Origin of the sequence: Deinococcus terrestris, assembly GCF_009377345.1 — a bacterium.
Lineage (GTDB): Bacteria > Deinococcota > Deinococci > Deinococcales > Deinococcaceae > Deinococcus > Deinococcus terrestris.
Genome location: NZ_WBSL01000003.1, coordinates 79,070 through 101,854, shown reverse-complemented (window position 1 = coordinate 101,854; position 22,785 = coordinate 79,070). Strand labels below are relative to the sequence as shown.

The 22,785-nt window shown below is 70.7% G+C and carries 18 protein-coding genes, 3 tRNA genes and 1 pseudogene; 9 read left to right on the top strand and 13 right to left on the bottom strand.

The annotated features are described in order from the left end of the window. Positions 1 to 3 precede the first annotated feature (3 nt). Entirely contained in the window at positions 4 to 642 is a 639-nt protein-coding gene (locus F8S09_RS08860; protein WP_152871138.1) for a pyroglutamyl-peptidase I, read from the top strand. A gap of 4 nt (positions 643 to 646) precedes the next feature. Here the strand turns inward: F8S09_RS08860 and F8S09_RS08855 are convergent, their stop codons facing one another. From F8S09_RS08855 to F8S09_RS18320, 3 genes and pseudogenes are all read right to left on the bottom strand, one after another. Next, on the bottom strand, positions 647 to 952 hold the full coding sequence (locus F8S09_RS08855) for a hypothetical protein (RefSeq protein WP_322618674.1): 306 nt from the start codon (positions 950 to 952) through the stop codon (positions 647 to 649). Between the two features lie 12 nt (positions 953 to 964). Further along, a complete protein-coding gene (locus tag F8S09_RS08850; protein ID WP_227978597.1) occupies positions 965 to 2,197 on the bottom strand; it encodes a hypothetical protein in 1,233 nt (410 codons plus the stop codon). A 435-nt stretch (positions 2,198 to 2,632) separates the two neighbouring features. Further along, a pseudogene (locus F8S09_RS18320) lies at positions 2,633 to 2,677 on the bottom strand (hypothetical protein); the annotation flags it as partial. A 196-nt stretch (positions 2,678 to 2,873) separates the two neighbouring features. Here F8S09_RS18320 and F8S09_RS17645 point away from each other — a divergent pair. After that, the gene (locus F8S09_RS17645) at positions 2,874 to 3,014 is read left to right on the top strand and encodes a hypothetical protein (protein WP_194165285.1); all 141 of its coding nucleotides are present in this window, start codon (positions 2,874 to 2,876) and stop codon (positions 3,012 to 3,014) included. Positions 3,015 to 3,089: 75 nt separating this feature from the next. Here the strand turns inward: F8S09_RS17645 and ppk1 are convergent, their stop codons facing one another. From ppk1 to F8S09_RS08805, 9 genes are all read right to left on the bottom strand, one after another. Continuing rightward, complete coding sequence (ppk1, locus tag F8S09_RS08845; protein WP_152871136.1) at positions 3,090 to 5,270, bottom strand: polyphosphate kinase 1; 2,181 nt, start codon at positions 5,268 to 5,270, stop codon at positions 3,090 to 3,092. A 49-nt stretch (positions 5,271 to 5,319) separates the two neighbouring features. Then, positions 5,320 to 6,564 (bottom strand): beta-ketoacyl-ACP synthase II, encoded by a 1,245-nt coding sequence (fabF, locus tag F8S09_RS08840; RefSeq protein ID WP_152871135.1) that lies wholly within the window; start codon positions 6,562 to 6,564, stop codon positions 5,320 to 5,322. An 86-nt stretch (positions 6,565 to 6,650) separates the two neighbouring features. Continuing rightward, a complete protein-coding gene (gene acpP / locus F8S09_RS08835; protein ID WP_152871134.1) occupies positions 6,651 to 6,881 on the bottom strand; it encodes an acyl carrier protein in 231 nt (76 codons plus the stop codon). 102 nt (positions 6,882 to 6,983) lie between these two features. Beyond that, entirely contained in the window at positions 6,984 to 7,751 is a 768-nt protein-coding gene (fabG, locus tag F8S09_RS08830) for a 3-oxoacyl-[acyl-carrier-protein] reductase (RefSeq protein WP_152871133.1), read from the bottom strand. Between the two features lie 52 nt (positions 7,752 to 7,803). Continuing rightward, positions 7,804 to 8,733 carry an ACP S-malonyltransferase gene (gene fabD / locus F8S09_RS08825; RefSeq protein WP_322618673.1) on the bottom strand — a complete coding sequence of 310 codons (930 nt, stop codon included), beginning with the start codon at positions 8,731 to 8,733 and terminating at the stop codon, positions 7,804 to 7,806. After that, on the bottom strand, positions 8,730 to 9,785 hold the full coding sequence (locus tag F8S09_RS08820; protein ID WP_152871132.1) for a beta-ketoacyl-ACP synthase III: 1,056 nt from the start codon (positions 9,783 to 9,785) through the stop codon (positions 8,730 to 8,732). The genes fabD and F8S09_RS08820 overlap by 4 nt, the downstream gene beginning before the upstream one ends. 118 nt (positions 9,786 to 9,903) lie before the next feature. After that, positions 9,904 to 11,316 (bottom strand): trigger factor, encoded by a 1,413-nt coding sequence (gene tig, locus F8S09_RS08815; protein ID WP_152871131.1) that lies wholly within the window; start codon positions 11,314 to 11,316, stop codon positions 9,904 to 9,906. Between the two features lie 256 nt (positions 11,317 to 11,572). Next, a tRNA-Leu gene (locus F8S09_RS08810) sits at positions 11,573 to 11,658 on the bottom strand. Positions 11,659 to 11,712: 54 nt separating this feature from the next. Beyond that, positions 11,713 to 11,789 (bottom strand) — tRNA-His (locus F8S09_RS08805). Between the two features lie 338 nt (positions 11,790 to 12,127). Here F8S09_RS08805 and F8S09_RS08800 point away from each other — a divergent pair. Then, a complete protein-coding gene (locus F8S09_RS08800) occupies positions 12,128 to 13,270 on the top strand; it encodes an acyl-CoA dehydrogenase family protein (protein ID WP_152871130.1) in 1,143 nt (380 codons plus the stop codon). On the opposite strand, the gene F8S09_RS08795 is transcribed toward F8S09_RS08800, so the two are convergent. Next, positions 13,267 to 14,340 carry an alpha/beta hydrolase gene (locus tag F8S09_RS08795; RefSeq protein WP_152871129.1) on the bottom strand — a complete coding sequence of 358 codons (1,074 nt, stop codon included), beginning with the start codon at positions 14,338 to 14,340 and terminating at the stop codon, positions 13,267 to 13,269. The two genes, F8S09_RS08800 and F8S09_RS08795, sit on opposite strands and share 4 nt — an antisense overlap. 252 nt (positions 14,341 to 14,592) lie before the next feature. Between F8S09_RS08795 and lon the strand changes: the two genes are divergently transcribed. The 6 genes from lon to F8S09_RS08765 all read left to right on the top strand — a co-directional run bounded on the left by lon (position 14,593) and on the right by F8S09_RS08765 (position 22,784). Then, complete coding sequence (lon, locus tag F8S09_RS08790) at positions 14,593 to 17,058, top strand: endopeptidase La (RefSeq protein WP_152871128.1); 2,466 nt, start codon at positions 14,593 to 14,595, stop codon at positions 17,056 to 17,058. 96 nt (positions 17,059 to 17,154) lie between these two features. Continuing rightward, positions 17,155 to 17,685 carry a YqgE/AlgH family protein gene (locus tag F8S09_RS08785; protein WP_152871127.1) on the top strand — a complete coding sequence of 177 codons (531 nt, stop codon included), beginning with the start codon at positions 17,155 to 17,157 and terminating at the stop codon, positions 17,683 to 17,685. Between the two features lie 71 nt (positions 17,686 to 17,756). Further along, positions 17,757 to 17,831, top strand: a tRNA-Asn gene (locus F8S09_RS08780). Between the two features lie 170 nt (positions 17,832 to 18,001). Then, the gene (locus F8S09_RS08775; RefSeq protein WP_152871126.1) at positions 18,002 to 18,940 is read left to right on the top strand and encodes a cation diffusion facilitator family transporter; all 939 of its coding nucleotides are present in this window, start codon (positions 18,002 to 18,004) and stop codon (positions 18,938 to 18,940) included. 65 nt (positions 18,941 to 19,005) lie between these two features. Beyond that, positions 19,006 to 19,947: an AAA family ATPase gene (locus F8S09_RS08770; RefSeq protein ID WP_152871125.1), complete on the top strand. Its 942-nt coding sequence runs from the start codon at positions 19,006 to 19,008 to the stop codon at positions 19,945 to 19,947. Further along, positions 19,944 to 22,784: a transglutaminaseTgpA domain-containing protein gene (locus F8S09_RS08765; RefSeq protein ID WP_152871124.1), complete on the top strand. Its 2,841-nt coding sequence runs from the start codon at positions 19,944 to 19,946 to the stop codon at positions 22,782 to 22,784. Before F8S09_RS08770 ends, F8S09_RS08765 begins: the two co-directional genes overlap by 4 nt. The last annotated feature ends 1 nt before the right edge of the window (position 22,785 follow it).

Genomic DNA, 22,785 nt, shown 5'->3' with positions numbered 1-22,785 from the left:
CTCATGCCCACGCTGCTGCTCACCGGCTTCGAGCCGTTTCACACCCACCCCGTCAACCCTAGCGCGGAGGCGGCGGGCGCCTTGGATGGGCTGGAGGTGGGGGGGGTGCGCGTGCAGTCCGCCCTGTTGCCGGTCGAACCCCATGCGGCAGCAGAGGCCCTGCGCGGCCTGCTCGCGGCCCACCAACCGGACGCGGTGCTGCTGACCGGCCTCGCGGCGGGCCGTCCCCAGGTCACGCTGGAGCGGGTCGCCGTGAACGTCATGGACTTTGCCATCCCCGACAACGCCGGGCAGACCTACCGCGACGCCCCTGCCTGCGCGGACGCTGGGGCACCCGCCGCCTACCTCTCCACCCTGCCTCTGCGTCCCATCCTGGCCGCGTGGCGGGAGGCAAACATCCCCGGCGACATCAGCAACACGGCGGGCCTGTACGTCTGCAATTTCGTGATGTATCACGCCCTGCATCAACTCGCAGGGGAGGGCCGTGCCCACGTTCCCTGCGGCTTCCTGCACGTCCCCGCCAACCCGGAGGTCGCCCTCGCCGTGCCGGAAGACCGCCCAGCCCTCCCCTACCTGCCCCAGTCCGAGATCACGCGGGCGGTGCGGGGGGCAGTGGAAGTGCTGGCGGCGAGCCTAAGCTAGACGGTCACGGAAACGGGGCCTTTCCCGCCACCCACCCGCCCCCCGGCCCCCCGGCCCAGTGCCATTCGCCAGGCTCGGCAGGCTTGTGGGCCAGCGCTTCTGCCACCGCCGCCAATGGCACCCGCCGGGCAAAGCGGGTGCGGGCATGCCAGGTGGCGAGGGCACGGGCAGGGTCGCCGGGGCGCAGGCCCCGCAGGGCCGCGTCCGCCCGGTTCACGGCGAGGTCAAAGAGGGCGGGGGGCACCTCCCCGGCGAGCGTAGCGGCGTCTGGGCCAGGCGGGTTCAGGAAGGGGCGGTCGTCGGGGGACACGGCCGTTGCCCCTCAGGGCTTCATGCGGTGCAGTTCCACCACGTAGCGGGCGAGCTCCTGCGGGGGCGCGACCTCCCGCGCGATCTCCACGCGGGCCTCCAGCATGGGGAGGTCGTAGGCGTCGATCCGCAGGAACTCGTTGGTGAGCAGCAGGGCGCGGCGCAGGTCGCCTTCCTCGCGGGCCTGCGCGACGCGGGTGCGGACTTCCATCGTGAGCAGCAGGCGCAGTTCTTCGCGGACCTCGTCGGCCCACTCGCTCTCCATTCGCAACCCCGGCAGGAAAGGCCCGCGGTACAGCGCCAGTGCCTGCGCAAGGTCCCCCGCCGCGAGCGCCGCCCGCAGCTCGGTCACGTCCAAATGCACATGCACGTCCGGCCCCAGGCTGTAGCGCGGCTGCTTGGCGCTGCCCTCCATCGTGAGCACCTCGGCCCCCAGCCGCACCCGCAACTCGCGGAACACGGCCCGGAAGTAGTCCCCGGCGGTCTTGGGGTCGCGGTCGGGGTAGAGGGTCGCTTCCAGCTCGCGGCGGGTGCGCCCCGGATTCAGGGCGAGGTAGACCAGCGTGAGCACGCCGCCTTCCAGACTCATGTTGATCGTCTCGCCTCCGCGCTCGATCTCCGAGCGGCCCAGGGTGTGCACCCGCAGGTGCAGCGCCCCGGAGACGGGCGTCTCGCTGCCGGGCACGTTGAGCTTTTCCAGCACGAGTTGCGTGTCGGGCGCGAGGTCGGGATCGAGCAGTGCCCGCTGCACGAGGTTGGCGAGTTCGTGCAGATCGGGGCGGTAGAGCATACGGTCGCGGGCGGCGATCAGGGCAGTGAGCGCCTCGCGGAAGGTCCGCAGGCTTTCGTCGGCCTGCCCCAGCCCCGACTGCGCCTCGGCCAGATGCAGCAACGCCCGCACCCGCTGGCCCTCACCCAGCGTCTGCGATTCCAGCGCCCGCGTCAGGTGCTCGGCGGCCTGCGCGTGATGCTGCCGCCGCCGCAGCAGGACGCCCCGCGTCATGGTGACCGCCGGGTGCGTCGCGTCCGGCGCGAGGTCGAGCAGCACCTCCAGCGCCCGCGCGTGCTGCCCCTGACGGCTGTAAAGGTCGGCCATCCGGGTCGCCGTCCACGTCAGCAGCTCGAAGTCGCGCGTGGTTTCCACGATGGTCCGCAACTCCTCAAGCGCCTGGAGGTGGGCCGCATGGTCCCCGGTCAGGCGGTGCAAGTCGGCCTCGACGGCGAGGAGGTAGGCGCGGGGCCTCATAGCATTCGTCTGGGTCAACACCTCATGAGCTTGGGCGATCGTACTCCTTGCTCCACGGAAATCTCCCGTGAGAACCTGGACATTTGCCAGACCAGTCAGGGCTGAAAGTCTTGCGACAGGATTTCTGTCTTTGGGCAAAAGCCTTATCGCTTCCTGGTAGAGGTGCTGTGCCCGCGTAACCTCACCCGTCTGAACAAGCATCTGCGCGACGGTTTGCGTAATACGCCCGATACGCTCGTCGTCCCCCAGAGCCATATAGCCGCGCCAAGCCTGTTCGCAGCGTTCGAGGCCCTCCACCATCTGTCCCGCCTGAAACTCAGCCGTTCCCCACCACCGCTGTGCCCGCAGCGCCAGCTCTCCTCCGAGGGAAGGCGTAATTCGCTCGAAATGCCGAATGGCTTCAGCAAAACGACCTTGAAGGCGCAAGACATTCCCGTATTCAACTCGGGCCTCGTCATCACCCAGCTCTGCGGCACGCATGAGTGGCAACTCTGCCTGCTGGACTTGCCCGCTCACCATGTAGGCCATTCCTAGCATCCGCCAACCTTCCGGTGTCGTCGGGGGAAAGTCGGTCAAATAGGCTATGACGGCGTCATATCGCCCGGCATCGAAGTATGCCTGGAGGTCTGAGAACTGCTCCACATCTAGAGTCATCGCTTGTGGTTACAATACCGCCATGTCCCTGAAAAAAATCGTGAAGGTCCTGGCGGTTCTGGCAGCTCTCGGTATCTCGGTCGCTCAGGCAGGGGCCAACGACTACGGCGTTTTGAAGCAGCCCGTCAAAGTTGAAGGGGCCAACGACTACGGCGTCCTCTGATCCTTCCCTTTCCTCTCTCTCAAAACTCTTACGGACGCCCCACCTCGGAGGCGTCCGTTTTCTTTTCCCCTGACCTCACCCCGAGTGCCGCGCTTCCGCGAAAGCCCGCTGGGCGCTGAAGTCCCCCGGCAGCTTCTTATACACACCTTCCACGTTCAGTTCCCAGGAACCGCGCTGGTCGGCCCACTCGGTCGCCAGCACCCGCAGGAACTGGTCGCGGTGGGTGGGATCGAGGACGGGGGCGATGACCTCGACCCGGCGGTCAAGGTTACGGCTCATCCAGTCGGCGCTGCCGAAGTAGACCTCGGGGCTTCCAGCGCCCCCAAAAGCGAAGATGCGGGCGTGCTCCAAGAAGCGCCCCAGCAGGCTGCGGACCCGGATGTTCTCCGAGAGGCCCGGCACGCCGGGGCGCAGGCAACACACGCCCCGCACGATCAGCTCGACGCGCACGCCCGCCGCTGAAGCCCGGTAGAGCGCCTCGATCATGCCGGGGTCGGTGAGCGAGTTGACCTTGACCCGCACCCAGGCGTCCTGACCCGCCTCCGCATGGGCGATTTCACGGTCGATCAGGGCCACGAGGCCGGAGCGGGCCGTGTCCGGCGCGACGAGGAGGTGGGCGTAGGTGGCCTCCGCGTACCCGGTGAGGTGGTTGAACAGCTCGGACACGTCGGCCCCCAGCCCCGCGTGCGCGGTGAGCAGGCTGAGGTCGGTGTACAGCCGGGCGGTCTTGGGGTTGTAGTTCCCGGTGCCGATGTGGACGTAGCGGCGCAAGCCCCCCTCCTCCCGGCGCACGATCAACGTGACCTTGCCGTGGGTCTTGAGGCCCGCGACCCCGTAGACCACGTGTGCCCCGGCCCGCTCCAGCTTTCTGGCCCACGAGATGTTGCGCTGCTCGTCGAAGCGGGCCTTGAGTTCGATCAGGGCGACGACCTGCTTGCCATTCTCGGCCGCCTTGCGCAGCGCCCCCAGCAGGCGGGGGTCGTCCCCAGTACGGTAAAGGGTCTGCTTGATCGCCAGCACCTGCGGGTCGGCGGCAGCTTCCTCCAGAAAAGCCAGCACCCCCTCGAAGCCGTCATACGGGTGGTGCAGCAGCACGTCGCCCGCATTCAGCACGTCGAAGAGACCCCCCTCCTCCTCGTCGCCGAGGTCGGGCACGGCGGGCACGTGGGGCGGAAAGGCGAGGTCGGGGCGGTCCACCGGCAGGCTCATCAGGTCGGCGGTGCCCAGCGGCCCCTCCAGCCGGAAGATGTCCTCGGGGGCCAGGCGCAGCCGCTCTTGCAGGAAGGTCACCAGCGGAGCGGGCATCCCCTGCCCCACCTCCAGCCGCACCGCCGACCCGAAGCGCCGCCGCCGCAACCCGTCCTCGATGGTCGCGAGGAGGTCCTCGGCTTCCTCCTCCTCGAACTCGTAATCGGTGTTGCGGGTGACCCGGAAAGGGTGGGCGGCAAGCACCGTGCGGCCCTTGAACAGCTCCCCGAGGTGCGCGGCGATGACGTCCTCCAGCAGCACGAGGCGGCCTTCGACCGCCACCACACGCGGCAGCACGCCCACCGGCACCTTGACCCGCGCGAAGTCGGGGGCCTCGCCCTCGCCCGCGCCCAGCAGCACCGCCAGGTTGAGGCTGAGGTTGCTGAGGTACGGAAAGGGGTGGCTGGGGTCCACCACCAAGGGCGTCAGCACCGGCTGAATCTCGGCGAGGTACCGCTCGCGCAGGGTCGCCCGCGCCCGCTTGCCCAGGTCCCCGATGCGTGAGAAGCGCACCCCCTCCCGCGCGAGGTCGTCGAGGGTGCGCCGGGCCGCCTGCTCGATCTGGCGCAGCATGTCGTGGGTCCGCTCGCGCACGAGCCCCAGCGTCTGCCGGGGCAGCAGCCCGTCGGGGCCGGGGGTCTGCACTCCCGCCGCGATCTGACGGTGCACGCCCGCCACGCGGACCATGAAGAACTCGTCGAGGTTGCTCCCGCAAATCGCCGCATACCGCAGCCGCTCCAGTGGCGGATTGCGCTCGTCCCGCGCCTCGGCCAGCACCCGAGCGTTGAACGCCAGCCACGACAGCTCGCGGTTGAGAAAGGCGCTCTCCGGGTTGGCGACCGTGCTGAAGGTCCGCCCGGTTTCCTCCGTCCGGCGAGCGGGGCGGCGGCGGGTGCGGGATGGGGCGGGGTCAGCGGGCAGGGGGCGGGAAGCGGACACAGCGGGCAACCTCGGGCGGGCGAGAGACGGGAAGGAAACGGACGACCCGGCTCGGGGCCGGGTCACCATTGTTCCAGATGGAGGCTGAATTTAACGGCTGGAGGAACTTAGACCGCGTTTACGCCCGCTTGAACAGCAGCGCCGCGTTCTGCCCGCCGAAGGCGAAGGAGTTGCTCAGCGCGTACTCGACTTTCCCTTCCCGCGCCCCTTCCGGGACATAGTCGAGGTCGAGCAGTGGGTCGGGGTCGGTCAGGTTGATGGTGGGCGGCAGGATGCCGTCGTGGAGGGCCTGCGCAACCGCGATGGCCTCCACGGCGCCCGCCGCGCCCAGCAGGTGCCCGGTCATGGACTTGGTGGAACTGACGGCCAGCTCATGGGCGTGTGCCCCGAAGACGTGCTTGATCCCCTGCGTCTCGTGCAGGTCGTTGAAGTGGGTGCTGGTGCCGTGCGCGTTGATATAGCCCACCTGCTCGGGGTTCACGCCCGCCGTTGCGAGGGCCATCCGCATGGCGACCTGCGCCCCGCGGCCCTCGGGAGCCGGGAGGGTGATGTGGTGCGCGTCGGCGCTGGTGCCGTACCCCACGATCTCGGCGTAGATGGTGGCGCCCCTGGCCTTCGCCTTCTCGTAGTCCTCCAGCACGACCACGCCCGCGCCCTCGCCCAGCACGAAGCCGTCGCGGGACGCCGAGAAGGGGCGGCTGGCCTCCTCGGGGGCGTCGTTGCGGGTCGAGAGGGCCTTCATGTTGGCAAAGCCGCCGACCGCGATAGGGGTGACCGCCGCCTCGGTGCCGCCCGCGAGCATCACGTCCGCGAGCCCGAGCTGGATATAGCGGGCCGCGTCGCCCACCGACCCCGTGCCGGTCGCGCAGGCGGTGACCACCGTACTGCTGGGGCCGGTCGCCCCGTAGCGCATGGCGACGTGCCCGGTCGCCATGTTGGCGATCATCATCGGGATGAACATCGGGCTGATGCGCCCAGGGCCGCGCGTCCGCAGCACGTTCGCCTGCTCCTCGAAGGTCTTGACCCCGCCGATGCCCGAGCCGATCACCGCGCCGGTGCGCTCGCCGCGCAGCTCATCCTCGGTCAGCCCGCTGTCGCGCACGGCGAGTTCCGCCGCCACCAGCGCGAGCTGCACGTAGCGGTCGAGCTTGCGGGCCTCGCGGGAGTCCACGAACCCGGTCAAGTCGTCGCGCACCTCGCCCGCGATCTTGCTTGCCACGTCCGAGGGGTCGAAGTGGGTGATGGGGCCGATGCCGCTCTTGCCCGCCCGTTGCGCCTCGGCGAAGGCCTGCGCCCCGGTCCCGATGGGCGTCACGGGGCCGAGCCCGGTGACTGCCACGCGCCTGAGTCCTGTCACGCTCATGCTGCCTCCTCTCCCCTGGGGGTCAAGGGAGGAGCCGGGCAGGGCCACGGTTTCCCGCAAGCCTTCCCCGGCCCCGATGCCCGCGCTTACTGCTGCGAGCCGATGTAGTCGATGGCCGCCTGCACCGTGCGGATCTGCTCGGCGTCCTCGTCGCTGATGGTGATGCCGAAGCGGTCCTCGAGGCCCATGATCAGCTCGACCGTTTCCAGGCTGTCGGCGCCGAGGTCCTCGACAAACCGGGCTTCGGGGGTCACCTTGTCCGCGTCCACGCCGAGTTTCTCGACGATCACGTCCTTCACGTCTTCAAATGTCGCCATGCTCTGTTCCTCCTTGAACCTGAAGTCTCGCGCCAGTGTACACGCGCTTCCCCCCTGTGCCGACATGCCTGGACGGGGTTCAACCTCTGCCCGCGTCCCGCGTCAGTGGGGGTATAACCCGCCGTCCACCCCGATGACCTGCCCGGTGACATACCCGGCGGCGTCCGAGGCGAGGAAGGTGACGAGCGCGGCGACTTCCTCCGGCTGGCCGAAGCGCCCCAGCGGAATGCCGCCCAGGTAGGTCTTCTGCACCTCCTCGGGCAGCCCGGCCGTCATGTCCGACTCGATAAAGCCGGGGGCGACCGCGTTCACGGTGATCCCGCGCCCGCCGTACTCCTTGGCGAGCGCCTTGGTCAGCCCGATCAGGCCCGCCTTGCTGGCGACGTAGTTGGCCTGACCGGGGTTGCCCATCAGCCCGACGACGGACGCGATGTTGATGATCCGTCCCGCCCGCGCCCGCATCATGTGCTTGATGGCCGCGCGGCTGGCGGCAAAGGCGCTGCCGAGGTTGGTGTCGATGACGGCCTGCCAGTCCTCGTCCTTCATGCGGATGGCGAGGGTATCCCGCGTGATGCCCGCGTTGTTGACGAGCACGTCGAGGCGGCCCATCGTCTTGATCACGTCCTCGACAAGCCTGCTGGCGTTGGCGGGGGTGGAGAGGTCGGCGCCGAAGACCTGCGCGGGTACGCCGAGGGCGCGAATCTCCTCGGCGACCTTCTCGGCTTCCGCCTGGTTGCGGCCGTAGTGGACGGCCACGCTGAAGCCCGCACGGGCGAGCGAGAGGGCCATTGCGCGGCCCAGGCCCCGGCTGGAGCCGGTGACAAGGGCGACGCGCGGGGAGGGGGTGGGCTGCGGTTGAGGATCGGTCATGGGTCTCCTGAAAGCGGCCAGCCGCCCACGACAGGCGGCCCGCCGTAAAGGGTTAGGACTGGGGGATGGGCGCGGGGAGCTGGAAGCCCCTCACCTGCTCGGCGGTGCCCACGTTCAGCGTCCGGACGTCGGGCAGGATGCGCTTTACCAGGCCGGTCAACACTGTGCCAGGGCCAAACTCCACGAAGACCTCGGCCCCGGCGTCGGCCAGGGCCTGAACCGTCTCGACCCAGCGCACGCTCCCAGTGATCTGGCGGGCGAGGAGGTCGGACAGGGCGGCGGGGTCGGTGTTGGCCCCGGCGGTCACGTTGGCGTAGACCGGGAAGGCGAGCGGTCCGAAGGCGGTCGCGTGGAGGTCGGGCGTCAGCCCCTCCCGCGCCGGGGCCATCAGGTCGCAGTGGAAGGGCGCACTCACCTTGAGGGGAATGGCCTTGAGGCCCCGCGCCTTCAGTTCGGCAGCGGCGGCGTCCACGGCGGCCTTCTCTCCCGAAATCACCGTCTGGGTGGGCGCGTTGTAGTTGGCAGGCTGGACGATACCGGGGGTCGTGACGCAGACCTCGCGCACCACGTCCGGGTCGCCCATCACCGCGCTCATGGCTCCGGCGCCGACGGGGACGGCCGCCTGCATCAGTTCGCCCCGCCTGCGGGTCAGGCGCAGCGCGTCCGCGAGGCTCAGCGTCCCAGCGGCCACCAGCGCCGAGTACTCGCCCAGCGAGTGTCCCGCCGCAAAGGCTGGAGTCAGCCCCGTCTGCGCCTGCCATGCCCGGAAGGCCGCGACGGACGCGGCCACGAGGGCGGGTTGCTGGTTGGCGGTCAGGGTGAGGTCTTCCAGTGGCCCCGTCTCGATCAGGCCGCGCAGGCCGGGCAGGGTGGCCTCGGCCTCGGCGTAGACGGCCCCGGCCTCGGGAAAGGCGGCGGCCAGGTCTGCGCCCATGCCGACCGCGTGCGACCCCTGGCCGGGAAAGAGAGCGGCGATCTTCACGCGGGGACCTCGGCGGGGGCGGCAGCGCGGGCGCTCAGGCTGGGCGCTCCGGCCCACCAGCGCATCGTCCCGGCGGCCCAGCTCAGGCCACCCCCGAAGGCGACGAGCAGGAGTTGCTGCCCATCCTGAATGCGGCCGTCGTCCAGCGCCTCGCGCAGCGCCAGCGGCACGGTCGCGCTTGACGTGTTGCCGTAGCGGTCCACGTTCACGACCGTCCTCGACATGGGCACCCCGAAGCGCTCGTTGGCCGCCTCGATGATGCGGATATTGGCCTGGTGTGGGACGACCCAGTCCACGTCGCTGCTCTTCAGGCCCGTCTTGGCGAGCACCTCGTTGCCGCTGTCGCCCAGCACGCGCACGGCGAACTTGAAGACCTCGCGGCCGTTCATGCCCACCGTCTCCCCCATCTCGAAGCCGCCGGGCAGCCGGGGCGCGGCGCAGCGCAGGTAGAGGCTCGACCCCCCCGCGCCGTCCGCCCCCAGCACGAACTGCTGAAAGCCGTACCCCGCGGGCACCGGCCCCACGACGGCCGCGCCCGCCCCGTCCCCGAAGAGGATGGCAGTATTGCGGTCGTCCTGGTCCACGATCTTGGAGAGGGCCTCGGCACCCACCACCAGCACCCGCCGCGCCGTCCCCGCCAGGATCAGGCCCTGTGCCACGCTCAGGCCGTACACGAAGCCACTGCACGCCGTCGAGAGATCGAAGGCGGCGGCCCCGGTCAGGCCCACCTGCATGGCGATCAGGGCAGCGGTGGAGGGCATCAGCGCGTCGGGGCTGACGGTCGCGCAGATCACGGCGTCCACCTCGCGCAGGGCCTCCGGGTCGCGCGAGAGCAGGTCGCGCACGGCGCCCACCCCCACGTCCGAGGTGTACTCGTCCTCGGCGGCGAAGCGGCGCTCGCGGATGCCCGTGCGGCTCTCGATCCACTCGGCGTTGGTGTCCAACCGCGCCTCGAAGTCGGCGTTGCTGACCACCCGCGCGGGGGCGTAGGCGCCCAGCGCCGTGATGCCCAGGCTGGGGCGGTGGGGGCTGGCCCCGGAATCGGTCGTCATGGGCCGACGCTAGCATTCTTTGAACAGCCGTTCAATGAATCGAGTGCAGTGTTGTGGCGGCAGTCAAAAGGCGGGGGGCACGTCCCTGTGGACGTGCCCCCCGCGCGTGTGGACGGTGTTATTCCGACTTCTCGGTCTGGCCCTCAGCCGCGCCGGTCGCGTCCTGCTGGGCCGCGCCCTGCTCGGTGCCGCCCTCGCCGTCGGTCTGCGTGCCCTCGGCGGCCTCGCCGGTCGTTCCTTCGCCGTCCTGCTGGCTGGCCTCGGCGGTGCTCCCAGCCTCTTGCGCCGACTCGCCCGCCGTCAGCCCGGCAAGCGCCTGCTGGAGGCCGCGCTCGCGCACCATGCTGATGTAGTAGGCGTTGATGCCGTTCGGCCCGAGCTGGCTCTGAAGCTGCTGGGGGGTCAGGTTGTTGGCCTGCGCGAGCGCGGTCATGGTCTGGCTGAACTCGGCGTCGCTGACCTGCACGTTCAGGTCCTCGGCGAGGCGCTCGAGGGCCAGATCGCGGCGAACGCGGCTCTCGGCGTTCTTGGCGAGGTCACCCATGAACTCGTCGAGCTTGCCCTGCTCCTGCATGAAGGTCTCGTACTCGCCCCACTTCACGCCCTGGCGGCCGAGGTCGTCCTTGATCTCCTCGAGCATCGCGTCGCGGCGGCGGTCGAGCAGCGCCTGGGGAATCTCGGCCTGCATCCCGGAGACGAGGTGCTCGATGAACTCCTCGCGGCGGGCGGCGTCGCCCTCCTGACGGGCGCGGCGCTCCAGCTCGGCCTTCAGGTCGGTGCGCAGGCGCTCCAGCGACTCGAAGTTCAGCGACTTGGCGAACTCGTCGCCCAGTTCCTGAAGCTGCTTGGTCTGCACGCCCTGCACCCGCACCCGGACGGTGTGCTCGGGGTGCTCATGGTCGCCGTGACTGTGCGCGGGCACGGTGATCTCGACCTCGTCGCCTACGTTCTTGCCGATCAGGGCGTCGCGCACGTGCGCCTCGGCCACGTCGAGGTAGACGGGGTAGGACCCGCCCTCGCCCTCGCCGAGTTCCTCGATGGTGACCTGGTCGGTCGCCTCGATGGGACGCTCCACGGTCTGGAAGGTCGCGTTGCGCTCCTGAAGGTCGGAGAGGGTGCGCTCCAGCACCTCGTCGGTGATCTCGGGGGCCGCCGCCGTGAGCTGCGCCGAGCGCCAGTCACCCAGGGTGACTTCGGGGTACGTCTCGCCGCGCACCGTGAAGGTGAAGCTCTGGCCGCTCTGGAGGGCGCCGGGGTCGATCTGCGCGTCGACGAGGTTGAGCTTCAGCTCGCGGGCGGCCTGCGGGTAGTGGGACTGAAGCAGGCGGTCGCGCACTTCCTGCTCGACGTAGCCCTTGCCCACGCGGCCTTCGAGCACCTTGCGCGGCGCCTTGCCGGGGCGGAAGCCAGGCACGCGCACGTCCCGCGCGAGGCCCGCCCACACCTGTTCGTAGGCGCGGTTGACCTCGGCGGCGGGCACCGCCACCTGAAACTGCACCTTGTTGCCTTCCTTGCTAATCAGCTCTGCCATAGCTCTCCTCTGTTCGGCCGCCCCTGCTCCCGGCGCTCGCGCAGTTGCCCACGTGCACGCGGGAGGAGGCGGAGTCCTCGTGTGTTGTCTGCGGCCACGTGCACCCCGCGAAAACTGCGGCGCGGCTGCGGGCACGCGGCATGCCGCCGCGCATCATAGAGCCTCGCGCACCTTTCGCGCGAGGGGAGCCGACCGCAAGCGCAAAGAGGCCCGGCCAAAGCGAAATCCCCCGCCGAGGCAGGGGGAAGTCACCTGTTGGTGCGAGGAAAGGGACTTGAACCCTCACTCCCTACGGGAACCAGATCCTAAGTCTGGTGCGTCTACCAGTTCCGCCATCCCCGCGCACACGCTAAAAAACACCCCGAACCTCGCCACTGGGCAGGGTCCGGGGGAAAGTGGGGTGGATTATGGGATTTGAACCCACGGCCTCCGCTTCCACAGAGCGGCGCTCTAACCAACTGAGCTAAACCCACCGCACGCACCGCTTTCGCAGGCCCACACAGCTTAGACGCGGCGGGGCGGGATGTCAATCTATCTTCGTAGCTTGCAGGCTTTTATCCCTACCGATCTCAACGCGGCCGTTGGCCCTGGGTGGGCGGCTGGGGTGGTCGCACGTCCCCTCAACCCTCACTGCGTGAGGCCCTCTCTGCAAGCAGTTCTACGAGTCCCGCAGGGGAAGAGGATCGGAGATGTTCAGCCGATGGCAACTCCAACTCTCCAGTTCTGGCACAGGCATTTTGCACCCAGTCGAGAGAAAAACCTGCGGAGCCTGCAAGCCGGGCCGCTTCTAGACGCTACCCTAGGCCCACCTATGAACTTCACCCTGCCCGAGGACCTGCGGGACATGCAGGCGGCCGTGCGCGACTTCATGCTGGGCGTGGTCGAGCCGCGTGCCCGCGAGATCGAGGACACCAACCGGGTCCCGCCCGAGCTGATGCGCGGCGCCGCCGAGCTGGGGCTGTTCGGCCTGAGCATCCCCGAGGAGTACGGCGGGGTGGGGCTGGGCGCCTTGGGCCGCTGCGCCGTGTACGAGGCGATGGGGCAGGGGCACATGGGCTTTGGCGGGGTGATCAGCGCCCACGCGAGCATCGGCACGAGCGGGCTGGTGCGGCTGGGCACCGAGGAGCAGAAACAGCGCTTCCTGCCGCGCATGGCGAGCGGCGAGTGCGTCGCGGGCTTTGCGATCACCGAACCCAGCAGCGGGTCGGACGCCGCCAACATCCGGACCAGGGCCGAGCGCCGGGGCGACGCCTACATTCTGAACGGGACCAAACACTACATCTCCAACGCGCCCATTGCTGGCTTGCTGACGGTCATCGCCATCACCGATCCGTCGAAGGGCACGCGCGGCATGAGCGCTTTTATGGTCGAGCCGCAGACCACGCCCGGCGTGACCATCGGCAAGATCGACGAGAAGATGGGGCAGAAAGGCTCACTCTCCGCCGAGGTCATCTTCGAGGACGCCGAGATTCCGGCCGAGAACCTCCTCGGCCCCGAGCACCTGGGCTACCGCGAGGCGCTGGGCATCCTGACGAACGGCCGGGTGGGCATCGCCGCACGCTCGACGGGCGCGATGCAGCGGCTGCTGGACCTCTCGGTGGCGCACGCCAAGACCCGCGAGCAGTTCGGGCAAGCTATCGCCGAGTTTCAGGCCGTGCAGTTCATGCTCGCCGAGATGGAGGTCGCCATCCAGACCTCGCGCCTGCTGTGGCAGAAGGTCGCCTGGATGGTGGACGAGGGGCAGGACGTGCGCCGCATGGCCTCGGTCGCCAAGCTACACGCGACCGAGATGCTTTCTCAGGTGGCGGACAAGGCCGTGCAGGTCGCCGGGGGCATGGGCTACATGAAGGACTCGCCCGTGGAGCGCTACTACCGCGACCAGCGGTTGCTGCGGATTTACGAGGGCACCAGCGAGATTCAGAAGCTGATCATCGCGCGGGACCTGCTGGCCTAGCCGCCCAGCCCTTCCAACCACCAGCGCAGGAACCCCGGCAGCCGCGCCCGCCACGCCTCCTCGTCGTGCCAGTGGCCCTCTCCCACCGTGACCCGCACTTCCCGCACCACCGGGCGGAGCCGGGCGGCGAGGTCGTGGGTCAGGGCGACGAGGGCGGCGGCACTCTCCACGGTGTCGCCCTCGTGGTCGCCCATGTCGAGCCACACGCGGGCCTGGGGGTCGCTTCTGCCCTCAAGCCAGCGCAGGAAGGCGTGGTCGGCGGGCCAGATTGCGGGGCTGAATACGCCGAGGGTGCCGTAGGTACTGGGATCGCGCAGCCCCGCGTAGGCGGTGATCAGCCCGCCAAAGGAGGACCCGGCGAGCGCGACCCGTTCCGGTCCTACGGGTCCGAAGCGCCCACGCAGATGCGGCAGCAAGGCGCCGCGCAGCCAGTCCGCGTACTCGTCCGCACCGGACGCGAAGCCGTTCATCTCGAAGGCGAAAGGCACGTAGCGGCGGCTGCGTTCCTCGTTCACGGGGAGGGCAGCGATAAGGCAGGGCAGGCCCGCGTCGGCCAATGCCTGAGCGGCCCCCGCCGCGTCCCAGCTCTCGCCCGCGAAGGTCGGCCCCTCGTCGAACACGTTCTGTCCGTCGTGCAGGATCAGCATCGGCAGGTCTTCCCCGGCGTCTTCCGGCCACCACAGCCGCACGGGTTGCTCGCCCCAGGGGGCTGCCAGCGTGACCGTCTCGCGCGGGGGAGCGCTGCGGGTAGGACGGCTCTGACCCCCCTGCCCGTCCTGCCAGCCCGCCACCGGGAGGTCGAGGGTGGTGTCGCCGCGCACGACGAGCCGGTGGGCTGGAGCACGGCCTCCCCAGGCGTCCCCCTCCTCGGTGACGGTGCCGTCTGGTCTCAGCGCCCGCACCTTCACGTTCAGCAGCGCTCCCTGGGGCAACTCGGCGGCGAGCGTGCCGTCCGGGGCGAAGGTCCAGCCCTGCGGCTCGTCGCTCCAGCCCCGGTGTGTCCCGGTCAGGAAAAGAGTGGCCCCCGGCGCGGGAGACGGGGCGCGGAGCCGGAAGAAGACGCGGGGCATGACCCCCAGTATGCCCACCCCTTCCATGCCCACACTTCCCATGAAGGCCGCTTCAGCTCCCCGTGAGGCCGCTGTCAGGCGGGCGGGGGTAGGATTTCGGCGTGGTGGACGGGCTCTAGCTCCCCTCTGCCCCGGCGGTTCAGGGCTTGCCCCCTCCCTGGAAAGTTGATATAGTTGCACTCAAGTTTCCTGGCAACACTCTCGCCAGAGACCCCTCTTCAGAGTCATCTCGGGCGTCACAAAGGAGCCTTCATGCCCACTACCAATCAACCCACCCCGCTGCCCGCCAACGTGCCCGTGTGCCCGGTGCGCGGCAGCGTCATCTACCCGACGATGGTGCAGCACATCGACGCCAGCCGTGCCCTTTCGATCAACGCGATTGAGGCGGCGATGGCGGGCGAGAAGGTCATCCTGATCGTGTCGCAGCGCGACAAGGACGTGGACGACCCGCAGGGCGCGGACCTGTACGACGTGGGCACCGCCTGCAACGTGCTGCGCGTGCGCAAGAATCCCGACGGCACCGTGCAGATGCTCGTCGCCGCCGTGTCGCGTGCCCGCGTGACGGCCTACCAGCGGGGCGAGTACCTCACCGCCGACGTGGAGGCGCTGCCCACCGAGACGGGTGACCCGGTCGAGCTTCAGGCGCTGGCCCGCGAGCTGCGCGAGAAGTTCGAGACGGTGGCCCAGGGGGGCCGCATCGGGGCCGAGAGCGTCCAGGCCATTCAGGGCAAGGACGACCCCGGTGAGATGGCCGACCACATCGCCTTCAACCTCGACTTCAAGCTGGAAGACAAGCAGGCGGTGCTGGAAGCCGCCCGCCTGACCGACCGCGTGCGCCGGGTGCTGACGCTGCTCGACACCGAGCAGGAAGTGCAGGCGGTGCAGGCCCGCATCCGCGCTCAGGTCAAGGAAGAGATCGACAAGAACCAGCGCGAGTACTACCTGCGCGAGCAGATGAAGGTCATCCAGAAGGAGCTCCAGGGCGGCGAGGGTGACGGCGAGGACGGCGACGAGGCCGAGGTCTTCCGGGCCAAGATCGACGCGCTGGGCCTCTCCCCCGAGGTCAAGAAGGAGATCGACCGCGAGGTCAACCGCCTGGCCCGGATGCACCCCGACGCGGCCGAGGCGTCCGTGATCCGCACCTACCTGACCTGGGTCACCGAATTGCCCTGGAATGTCCGCAGCGACGACCGCCTCGACGTGACGGAAGCCGCAGGCATCCTCGACGAGGACCACTACGGCCTGGAGAAGGTCAAGGACCGGGTGCTGGAGTTCCTGGCGGTGCGCCGCTTGCGCCGCGAGCGGGCCGAGCGCGGAGAACTCGACGCCGCCGAGGTCAACAAGGGGCCGATTCTGGTGTTCACCGGCCCTCCCGGCGTGGGCAAGACGAGCATCGCGCAGAGTATCGCCAAGTCGCTGGGGCGCAAGTACGTGCGCATTGCGCTGGGCGGCGCCCGCGACGAGTCGGACATCCGGGGCCACCGCCGCACCTACATCGGGGCGATGCCGGGCCGCATCATCCAGGGCATCCGCACGGCGGGCACCAAGAACCCGGTGATCCTGCTTGACGAGGTGGACAAGCTGGGCACCAGCTACCAGGGCGACCCCTCGGCGGCGCTGCTGGAAGTGCTCGACCCCGCGCAGAACCAGCACTTCACCGACCACTACATGGGCGTGGCCTTCGACCTCAGTGAGGTCATGTTCATCGCCACCGCCAACTACCCCGAGCAGATTCCGGCCGCGCTGATGGACCGCATGGAAGTGATCGAGTTCTCCTCGTACATTGAGCAGGAGAAGCTGGAGATCGCCAAGCGCTACCTGCTGCCCCGGCAGCTCACGGCCAACGGCCTGAAGGCCAACCAGATCAGCTTCACGGACGCGGCGCTGGAGCGGCTGATCAGCCACTACACGCGGGAAGCGGGCGTCCGTAACCTGGAGCGCGAGATCGGCACCGTGGCCCGCAAGGTCGCCCGCCGCATCGCCACCGGCGAGGTCAAGCGCGTCAAGGTGACCGACAAGGAACTCGACCGCTACCTCGGCCAGGCCCGGCACGTGCCCGAAACCGAGGGGCAGGAGGACCGGGTGGGCGTCTCGACCGGGATGTTCTACACGCCCGTCGGCGGCGACATCCTGTTCGTGGAGACCAGCGTGATGCCCGGCAAGGGCCTGGTGCTGACCGGGCAGCTCGGCGACGTGATGAAGGAGTCGGCCCGCGCCGCGCTGACCTACATCAAGACCAACGCCGAACGCTTCCACATCGACCGCGAGCGCATCGAGAACTCCGAGATTCACATCCACGTGCCCGCAGGCGCGATTCCCAAGGAAGGCCCCTCGGCGGGCGGCGCGATGGTCACGTCCCTGATCTCGGCCCTGAGCGGCATCCCCGCCCGGCACGACGTGGCAATGACAGGCGAGATGACCCTGACCGGGCGCTACCTGCCCATCGGCGGCCTGAAGGAGAAGGTGCTGGGTGCCCGCCGCGCCGGAATCAAGCACATCATCATGCCCAAGGCGAACGAGGGCGACCTGCGCGACATCCCGGTGCACCTGCGCTCCTCGATGCGCTTCCACCCCTGCGAGACGGTCGATCAGGTGCTCGACGTGGCGCTGGTAGGCGGCCTGAAGGCCCTGGAAACCCCGCGCGGCGAGGCCGCCGAGGTCGCCGCCCCACCCGCCAAGCGCCGCACGACCCGCCGCAGCACGGGCGCGAGCGCGTAAAGCCTCTCCCCTTTCTCAGCCTCCCGCCCACCTCCCCGGTGGCGGGAGGTTTCTGCGTCATGACCCGTCGCGCCTGCGGCCCACTATCCTGACTCCATGACCGTCCCGCTGACGTTCCTGGTCGCCAGCCCCCATCTGCGCGGCAGCGCCTTTGAGGGCGCCGTGATCCTGTTGCTGGAACACGACGGGTCGGGCGCGATGGGCCTGCTCGTCAACGCGCCCCTGACCCAGAGCGTGGCCGAACTGCTGCCCGATGCCCCCACCACCGGGGCGGGCACCGCCTGGGCGGGCGGCCCGGTCGAGCCGGGCGTGGGCTGGTGCCTGTACCGGGAAGCGCTGAACCTGCCCGGCGAGGTGCGGCTGGCCCCCGGTCTGTACGTGACCAGCAGCCTGGACGTGCTGCACGCGGTGATGGCCTCGGACCAGCCCTACATGCTGCTGCTGGGCTACTCGGGCTGGAGCGCGGGCCAGCTCACCGAAGAAGCCCGCGAGGGCACCTGGCTGTGGGTCGAGCAGGACATGCCGGGGCTGATCTGGGACGTGCCCGCCGAGGAACGCTGGCAGGCGGCCCTCGACCGCCTGGGGGTGAATCCGGGGACGATCATGCCGGGTGGGGCACAGGCCTGAGCTTCTCTTGCAAAACGCCGGAACCCGTGTTACTCTCCCTCTCGCGCCGGAAACGGCACGCGCCACGGTATTCGGCAGTAGCTCAGTGGCAGAGCATCCGACTGTTAATCGGACGGTCGTTGGTTCGACCCCAACCTGCCGAGCCAGACCAAGCCCCGCTCCCTCTGGGACGGGGTTTTTCCTTTTGCTGCTGCACCTCGGGGGTGCATTCCGGTGGTTCACTGTCCTTCCGATTTCGGAGCCAACCGTCGGCACGGCGGGCACCTGCGCTAGCCTGTCCCGGTCCGCCCCCGTCTCCCCCACCCCCGGAGGCCCGATGAGCGTCCATTCCCACAACCACGATCACCCGCATGACCACGCTGGGCACGGCCACAGCCACGGGCATGGGGCCGATGCGCGGCGGCTGGGTATCGCGCTGGGGGTCACGGCGACCTTCATGGTGGTGGAGATCATCGGGGGGTTGGTATCAGGGAGCCTGGCCCTGCTCTCCGACGCGGGGCATATGGCGTCCGATGTGGCGGCGCTGGCGCTGAGCCTCTTCGCGGTGCGCTTCGCCCGCCGCCCGGCGACCCCGGAGCGGACCTACGGCTTCTACCGGGTGGAGATTCTGGCGGCCTTCGTGAACGCGGCGGCGCTGCTGCTGCTCACGCTGTGGATTCTGTGGGAGGCCTACGGGCGCCTGTCCGACCCGCCCGAGGTGCAGGGCGGGGTCATGCTGGCGGTCGCGGTGGCCGGGCTGGTCGCCAACCTCGTGAGCGCCGCCGTCCTGCATGGGGGGCAGCGGGACAGCCTGAATGTGCGCGGGGCCTTTCTGCACGTGCTGGGCGACCTGCTGGGGTCGGTGGGGGCAATCGTCGCCTCGCTGCTGGTGCTGGGAACCGGGTGGACGGTGGCCGATCCCCTCGTGAGCGCCCTGATCGGCCTGCTGATCCTGCGCAGCGCGTGGGGCCTGCTGCTCGACAGCCTGAACGTGCTGCTGGAGGGAGCCCCCAAGGGCCTGGACGTGCGGGCGGTGCGGGCCACACTGGGCAGTGTGCCGGGGGTGCGGGGCGTCCACGACCTGCATGTGTGGGCGATCACGGCGGGGCAGCCGGTGTTGACGGCCCATGTGGAGGTGGCAGGCGGGGTGGAGGTCACCGAGGTCCTGGCGCGTGCCCGTCGGACCCTGCGCGAGCGCCACCACCTTACGCACGTGACCCTGCAACCCGAGGCGGAGGGGCAGCCGTGCGAGGACCGGGACGCGCTGCACGCCTGAGCCGCCCGACCGCCCCGCGCCCGATGTCGCAGTTCTGTCAGAGGGGCGTGGCTAGACTCGCCCCCATGACGCGTGTGCCCGCCCCCCCTTCCCCCTCGACCAGCGCGGCGGCGGTGGCCCGTGCGCTCGCGCAACTGGACGGGGTGATTCTGGGCAAGCCGGGACAGGTGCGCCTCTCGCTGGCCTGTCTGCTGGCGGGCGGGCACCTGCTGATCGAGGACCAGCCGGGCGTCGGCAAAACCACGCTGGCGCACGCGCTCTCGCGCACGCTGGGCCTCTCGTTCCGGCGGGTGCAGTTCACGGCGGACCTGCTGCCCGCCGACCTGCTGGGCATGAGCATCTGGGACGCGGCGGGCGGGGTCTTCCGGTACCAGCCCGGCCCGATCTTCTCGGAGGTGCTGCTCGCCGACGAGATCAACCGCGCCACCCCGCGCACCCAGAGCGCCCTGCTCGAAGCGATGGAGGAGCGGCAGGTCAGCGAGGGCGGGGTCACGCGGCCGCTGCCCGACCCCTTTTTCGTGATTGCCACCCAGAATCCGGCCGCCTTCGTGGGCACGTCGCCGCTGCCCGAAGCGCAGCTCGACCGCTTCCTGATGTCGGTCACGCTGGGCTACCCCGACGCCCGCGCCGAGCGCACCCTGTTGGAGACAGGCGGGCGGGGCGACGTGGTGCGCGAGCTGCCCGCCGCGCTGGACCCGGACACCCTGCGCTCGGCCCGGCGGGAGGTGGACGCCGTATATGCCGCTCCGCCGCTGCTGGATTACCTGCAAGTGCTCGCCCGCGCGACCCGCGACCACCCCGCATTGGATTTGGGCCTGAGTCCCCGCGCCCTGCTGGGACTGCTGGCGGCGGCGCGGGCGTGGGCTTACCTCGCGGGGCGGACGATGGTGCTGCCAGAGGACGTGCAGGCGGTCTTCCCCGGCGTCGCGGGCCACCGCCTCCCGGTGCGCGGGGGGGTCGCTTCCGACGTGCTGGCCCGCCTGCTCGCGGAGACGCCGATTCCTTGACCCGCTCCCCCCGCCCGGTGACTCCCGCGCCCCGGCCCTCCGGCACCCTGCGGCCCACCCGGTTGGGCGTGGCCTTCCTGGGGCTGATCGTGGTCACGCTGGTGGGCTGCATCAACTACGCGCTGGGGCTGGGCTACGCGGTGACCTTTCTGCTGGGGGGCGTGTGGGTGGCGGCGGCGGCGCAGGCGACGTGGGCGGGTCGGGGGCTGACCGGGCGGGTGGTGCCCCCGGCCTCGGCGGTCGCGGGGGGCACCGCGCCCTTCACGGTGCGGGTGGAGGGCCGGGGACCGGGGGGGACCTTCCTCGTGCGTCTGGGGCCGGGGGCGGAGGGCATGGAGCGCGTTCCGGCCGGAGGCACCGCCGAGGTGACCGTCCCGCTGCCCACCCCAACCCGTGGCCTGCTCCACCTGACCCGGCCCGCCGTCGCCGCGCTGGACCCGCTGGGGCTGTGGGCGGTGTGGCAGCCCCTCCCGGTTCCGGCCCCCCTCCCCGTCGCCCCGCTGCCGGAGGAGGGAGCGCCGCCGCCCCCACCCCCCGCCCCCGGCGCGGGCGAGGAGGCCGAGCGGCGCGGTCCCGGCCCGGACGACTTCAGCGGGCTGCGGCCCTACCAGCCGGGCGACTCACCCCGGCAGGTGTCGTGGCGGCACGCGGCCCGCACCGGGTCGCCCGTGGTCCGCGAGACGGACGCGCCCGCCGGGACCCTCCTCGCGCTGGACTGGGCGCAGACGGCGTCCCTGCCCGACCCCGAGGCCCGGCTCTCGCGGCTGGCCGCCTGGGTGGAGGAGGCGCGGCGCACGGGGGTGCCCTTCCGCCTGACGCTGCCTGGCCGCGCCCTGCCCCCCGGCGCGGGGGAGGCGCATGCGGCAGCGGCCCGCGCAGCTCTGGCCGAGGTGCAGCCCTGGCCCGCTCCGGCGGCGCCCGCCCCCCGACGCCCCGCTCCGGCCCCTCTGCCGGGCGCTCCGCTGCGCTTCACCCTGCTCTCGCTGGCGTTCGCACTGGCCCCCGCCGCCCTGCGGCAACCCGTGTGGCTCACCGGGCTGGAGGCCGCGCTGCTGAGCTACGCCGCCCTGCGGACCCGCCGCCCGCTCCCCGCCCCGCCGAGCTGGGCGCTGGGGCTGCTCGCGGGGCTGGGCTTCGTCGTGCTGAACGCCGTCTATGGCACCCTGCTGGGCCGCGAGGCGGGCACGGCGCTGCTGGGGCTGCTGGTATGCCTCAAGGCTGCCGAGACGCGCACCCAGCGCGACGCCCGCTTGCTCGCGCTGCTGGGCGTGTTCGTGCTGCTCACCCACCTCTTTTTCGGGCAGGGACCGCTCGCGGCGGCGCATGTCGCGCTGGGGCTGGTGGGGCTGCTCGCCGCGCTGGGGCGCTGGAATGGGCCGGGGCCAGCGTCGGGGCTGGCCGCCGTAGGTCAGGCCGCCCGCCTCAGCCTTCAGGCCGCGCCGCTGATGGCCGTGCTGTTCGTGCTGTTCCCCCGCCCCGACGGACCCCTGTGGCAACTTCCGGTGCAGGCCGCGCAGACCGGGCTGGCCGACGAGATCACAGCGGGCGAATACAGCTCCCTGGCCCAGAGCCGGGACGTGGCCTTTCGCGCCGAGTTCGGCGGCCCCCTGCCCGCCCCGGAAGAACGCTACTGGCGCGGTCCGGTCTACGAACGCTATGACGGGCTGCGCTGGGGGCAGGTACGCGAACGCTTCGGGTCCCCAACGGTGGAGTTCTACGGGCCGACGCTGGCCTACCGCCTGACCCTGGAACCCGGCAACCCGCCCTGGATTCCGGTGCTGGACACGCCGACCACGCTGCCGCCGGGGGCCTTCGTGACGACCGCGTTTCAGGCCGTCTCCTTCAGCGTGGGGGGCAGCCGCACCCGCCACGCCGTGCAGGGCCGCGCCGCCCGGCTGGGAGTACGCGAGGCGCCTGAGCGCCTGACCCTCAACCTGGGGCTGCCGTCCGGGGAGAGTCCACAGGCACGGGCGCTCGCCGCGTCGTGGGCGGGGCTGCCAGCGCCGGAGCGGGTGGAAGCGGCGCTGGGGTGGCTGCGGAATGGAGATTTTCGCTACACCCTCACGCCGCCCACCCTGCCCCAGCGGAACCGGGTGGACGCCTTCCTGTTCGGCTCCCGCGCTGGCTTCTGCGAGCATTACGCCTCGTCGTTCGCGTTCCTGATGCGGGCGGCGGGGGTCCCGGCCCGCGTGGTGGGCGGCTACCTCGGTGGGGAGCGCAACCCCGACGGCGGCTACCTGATCGTGCGCCAGCAGGACGCGCACGCCTGGGTAGAAGTGTGGCTGGAGGGCCGGGGCTGGGTGCGGGTGGACCCCACCGCGCAGGTCGCGCCGGGCCGGGTGACCGCCGGGCTGCCCACCGCTCTGGCCCGACCGGAGGCGGACACGCCCCCGCCCCCCGCCGCCCTGGACCGGGTGGCCCTGCGGGTGGACGCCTGGCAGACCCGCTGGAACGACTGGGTCGCGGGCTACGACGGCCCGCGCCAGCGCGATCTGCTGGGCCGGGTGCAGGCCGGGGTGGGCGGGCGGCCCGCGCTGCTCGCGCTGGGGGTCGCTGGAGTGCTCCTCGCGGCACTTCCGCTGCTGCTCGTGGCCCGGCGGCGCTCCCCCACCCTGGACCCAGCCGCGCGAGGATTGGACGACCTTGCCCGGCGGCTGCGCCTGCCCCGCGCTCCTGGCGAGACGGCGGCGGCCTATGGCGAGCGGGCCATCCAGAAGCATCCTGAGCAGGCCGACACCATCCGCGCGGCGGTGGGGGCCTACCACCGCGCCCGCTACGGCGGGGATGGGGGGGCGCTGGCCGAGTTGCGGGCAGCGGTGCGACAGGTCCGGCGCTGAG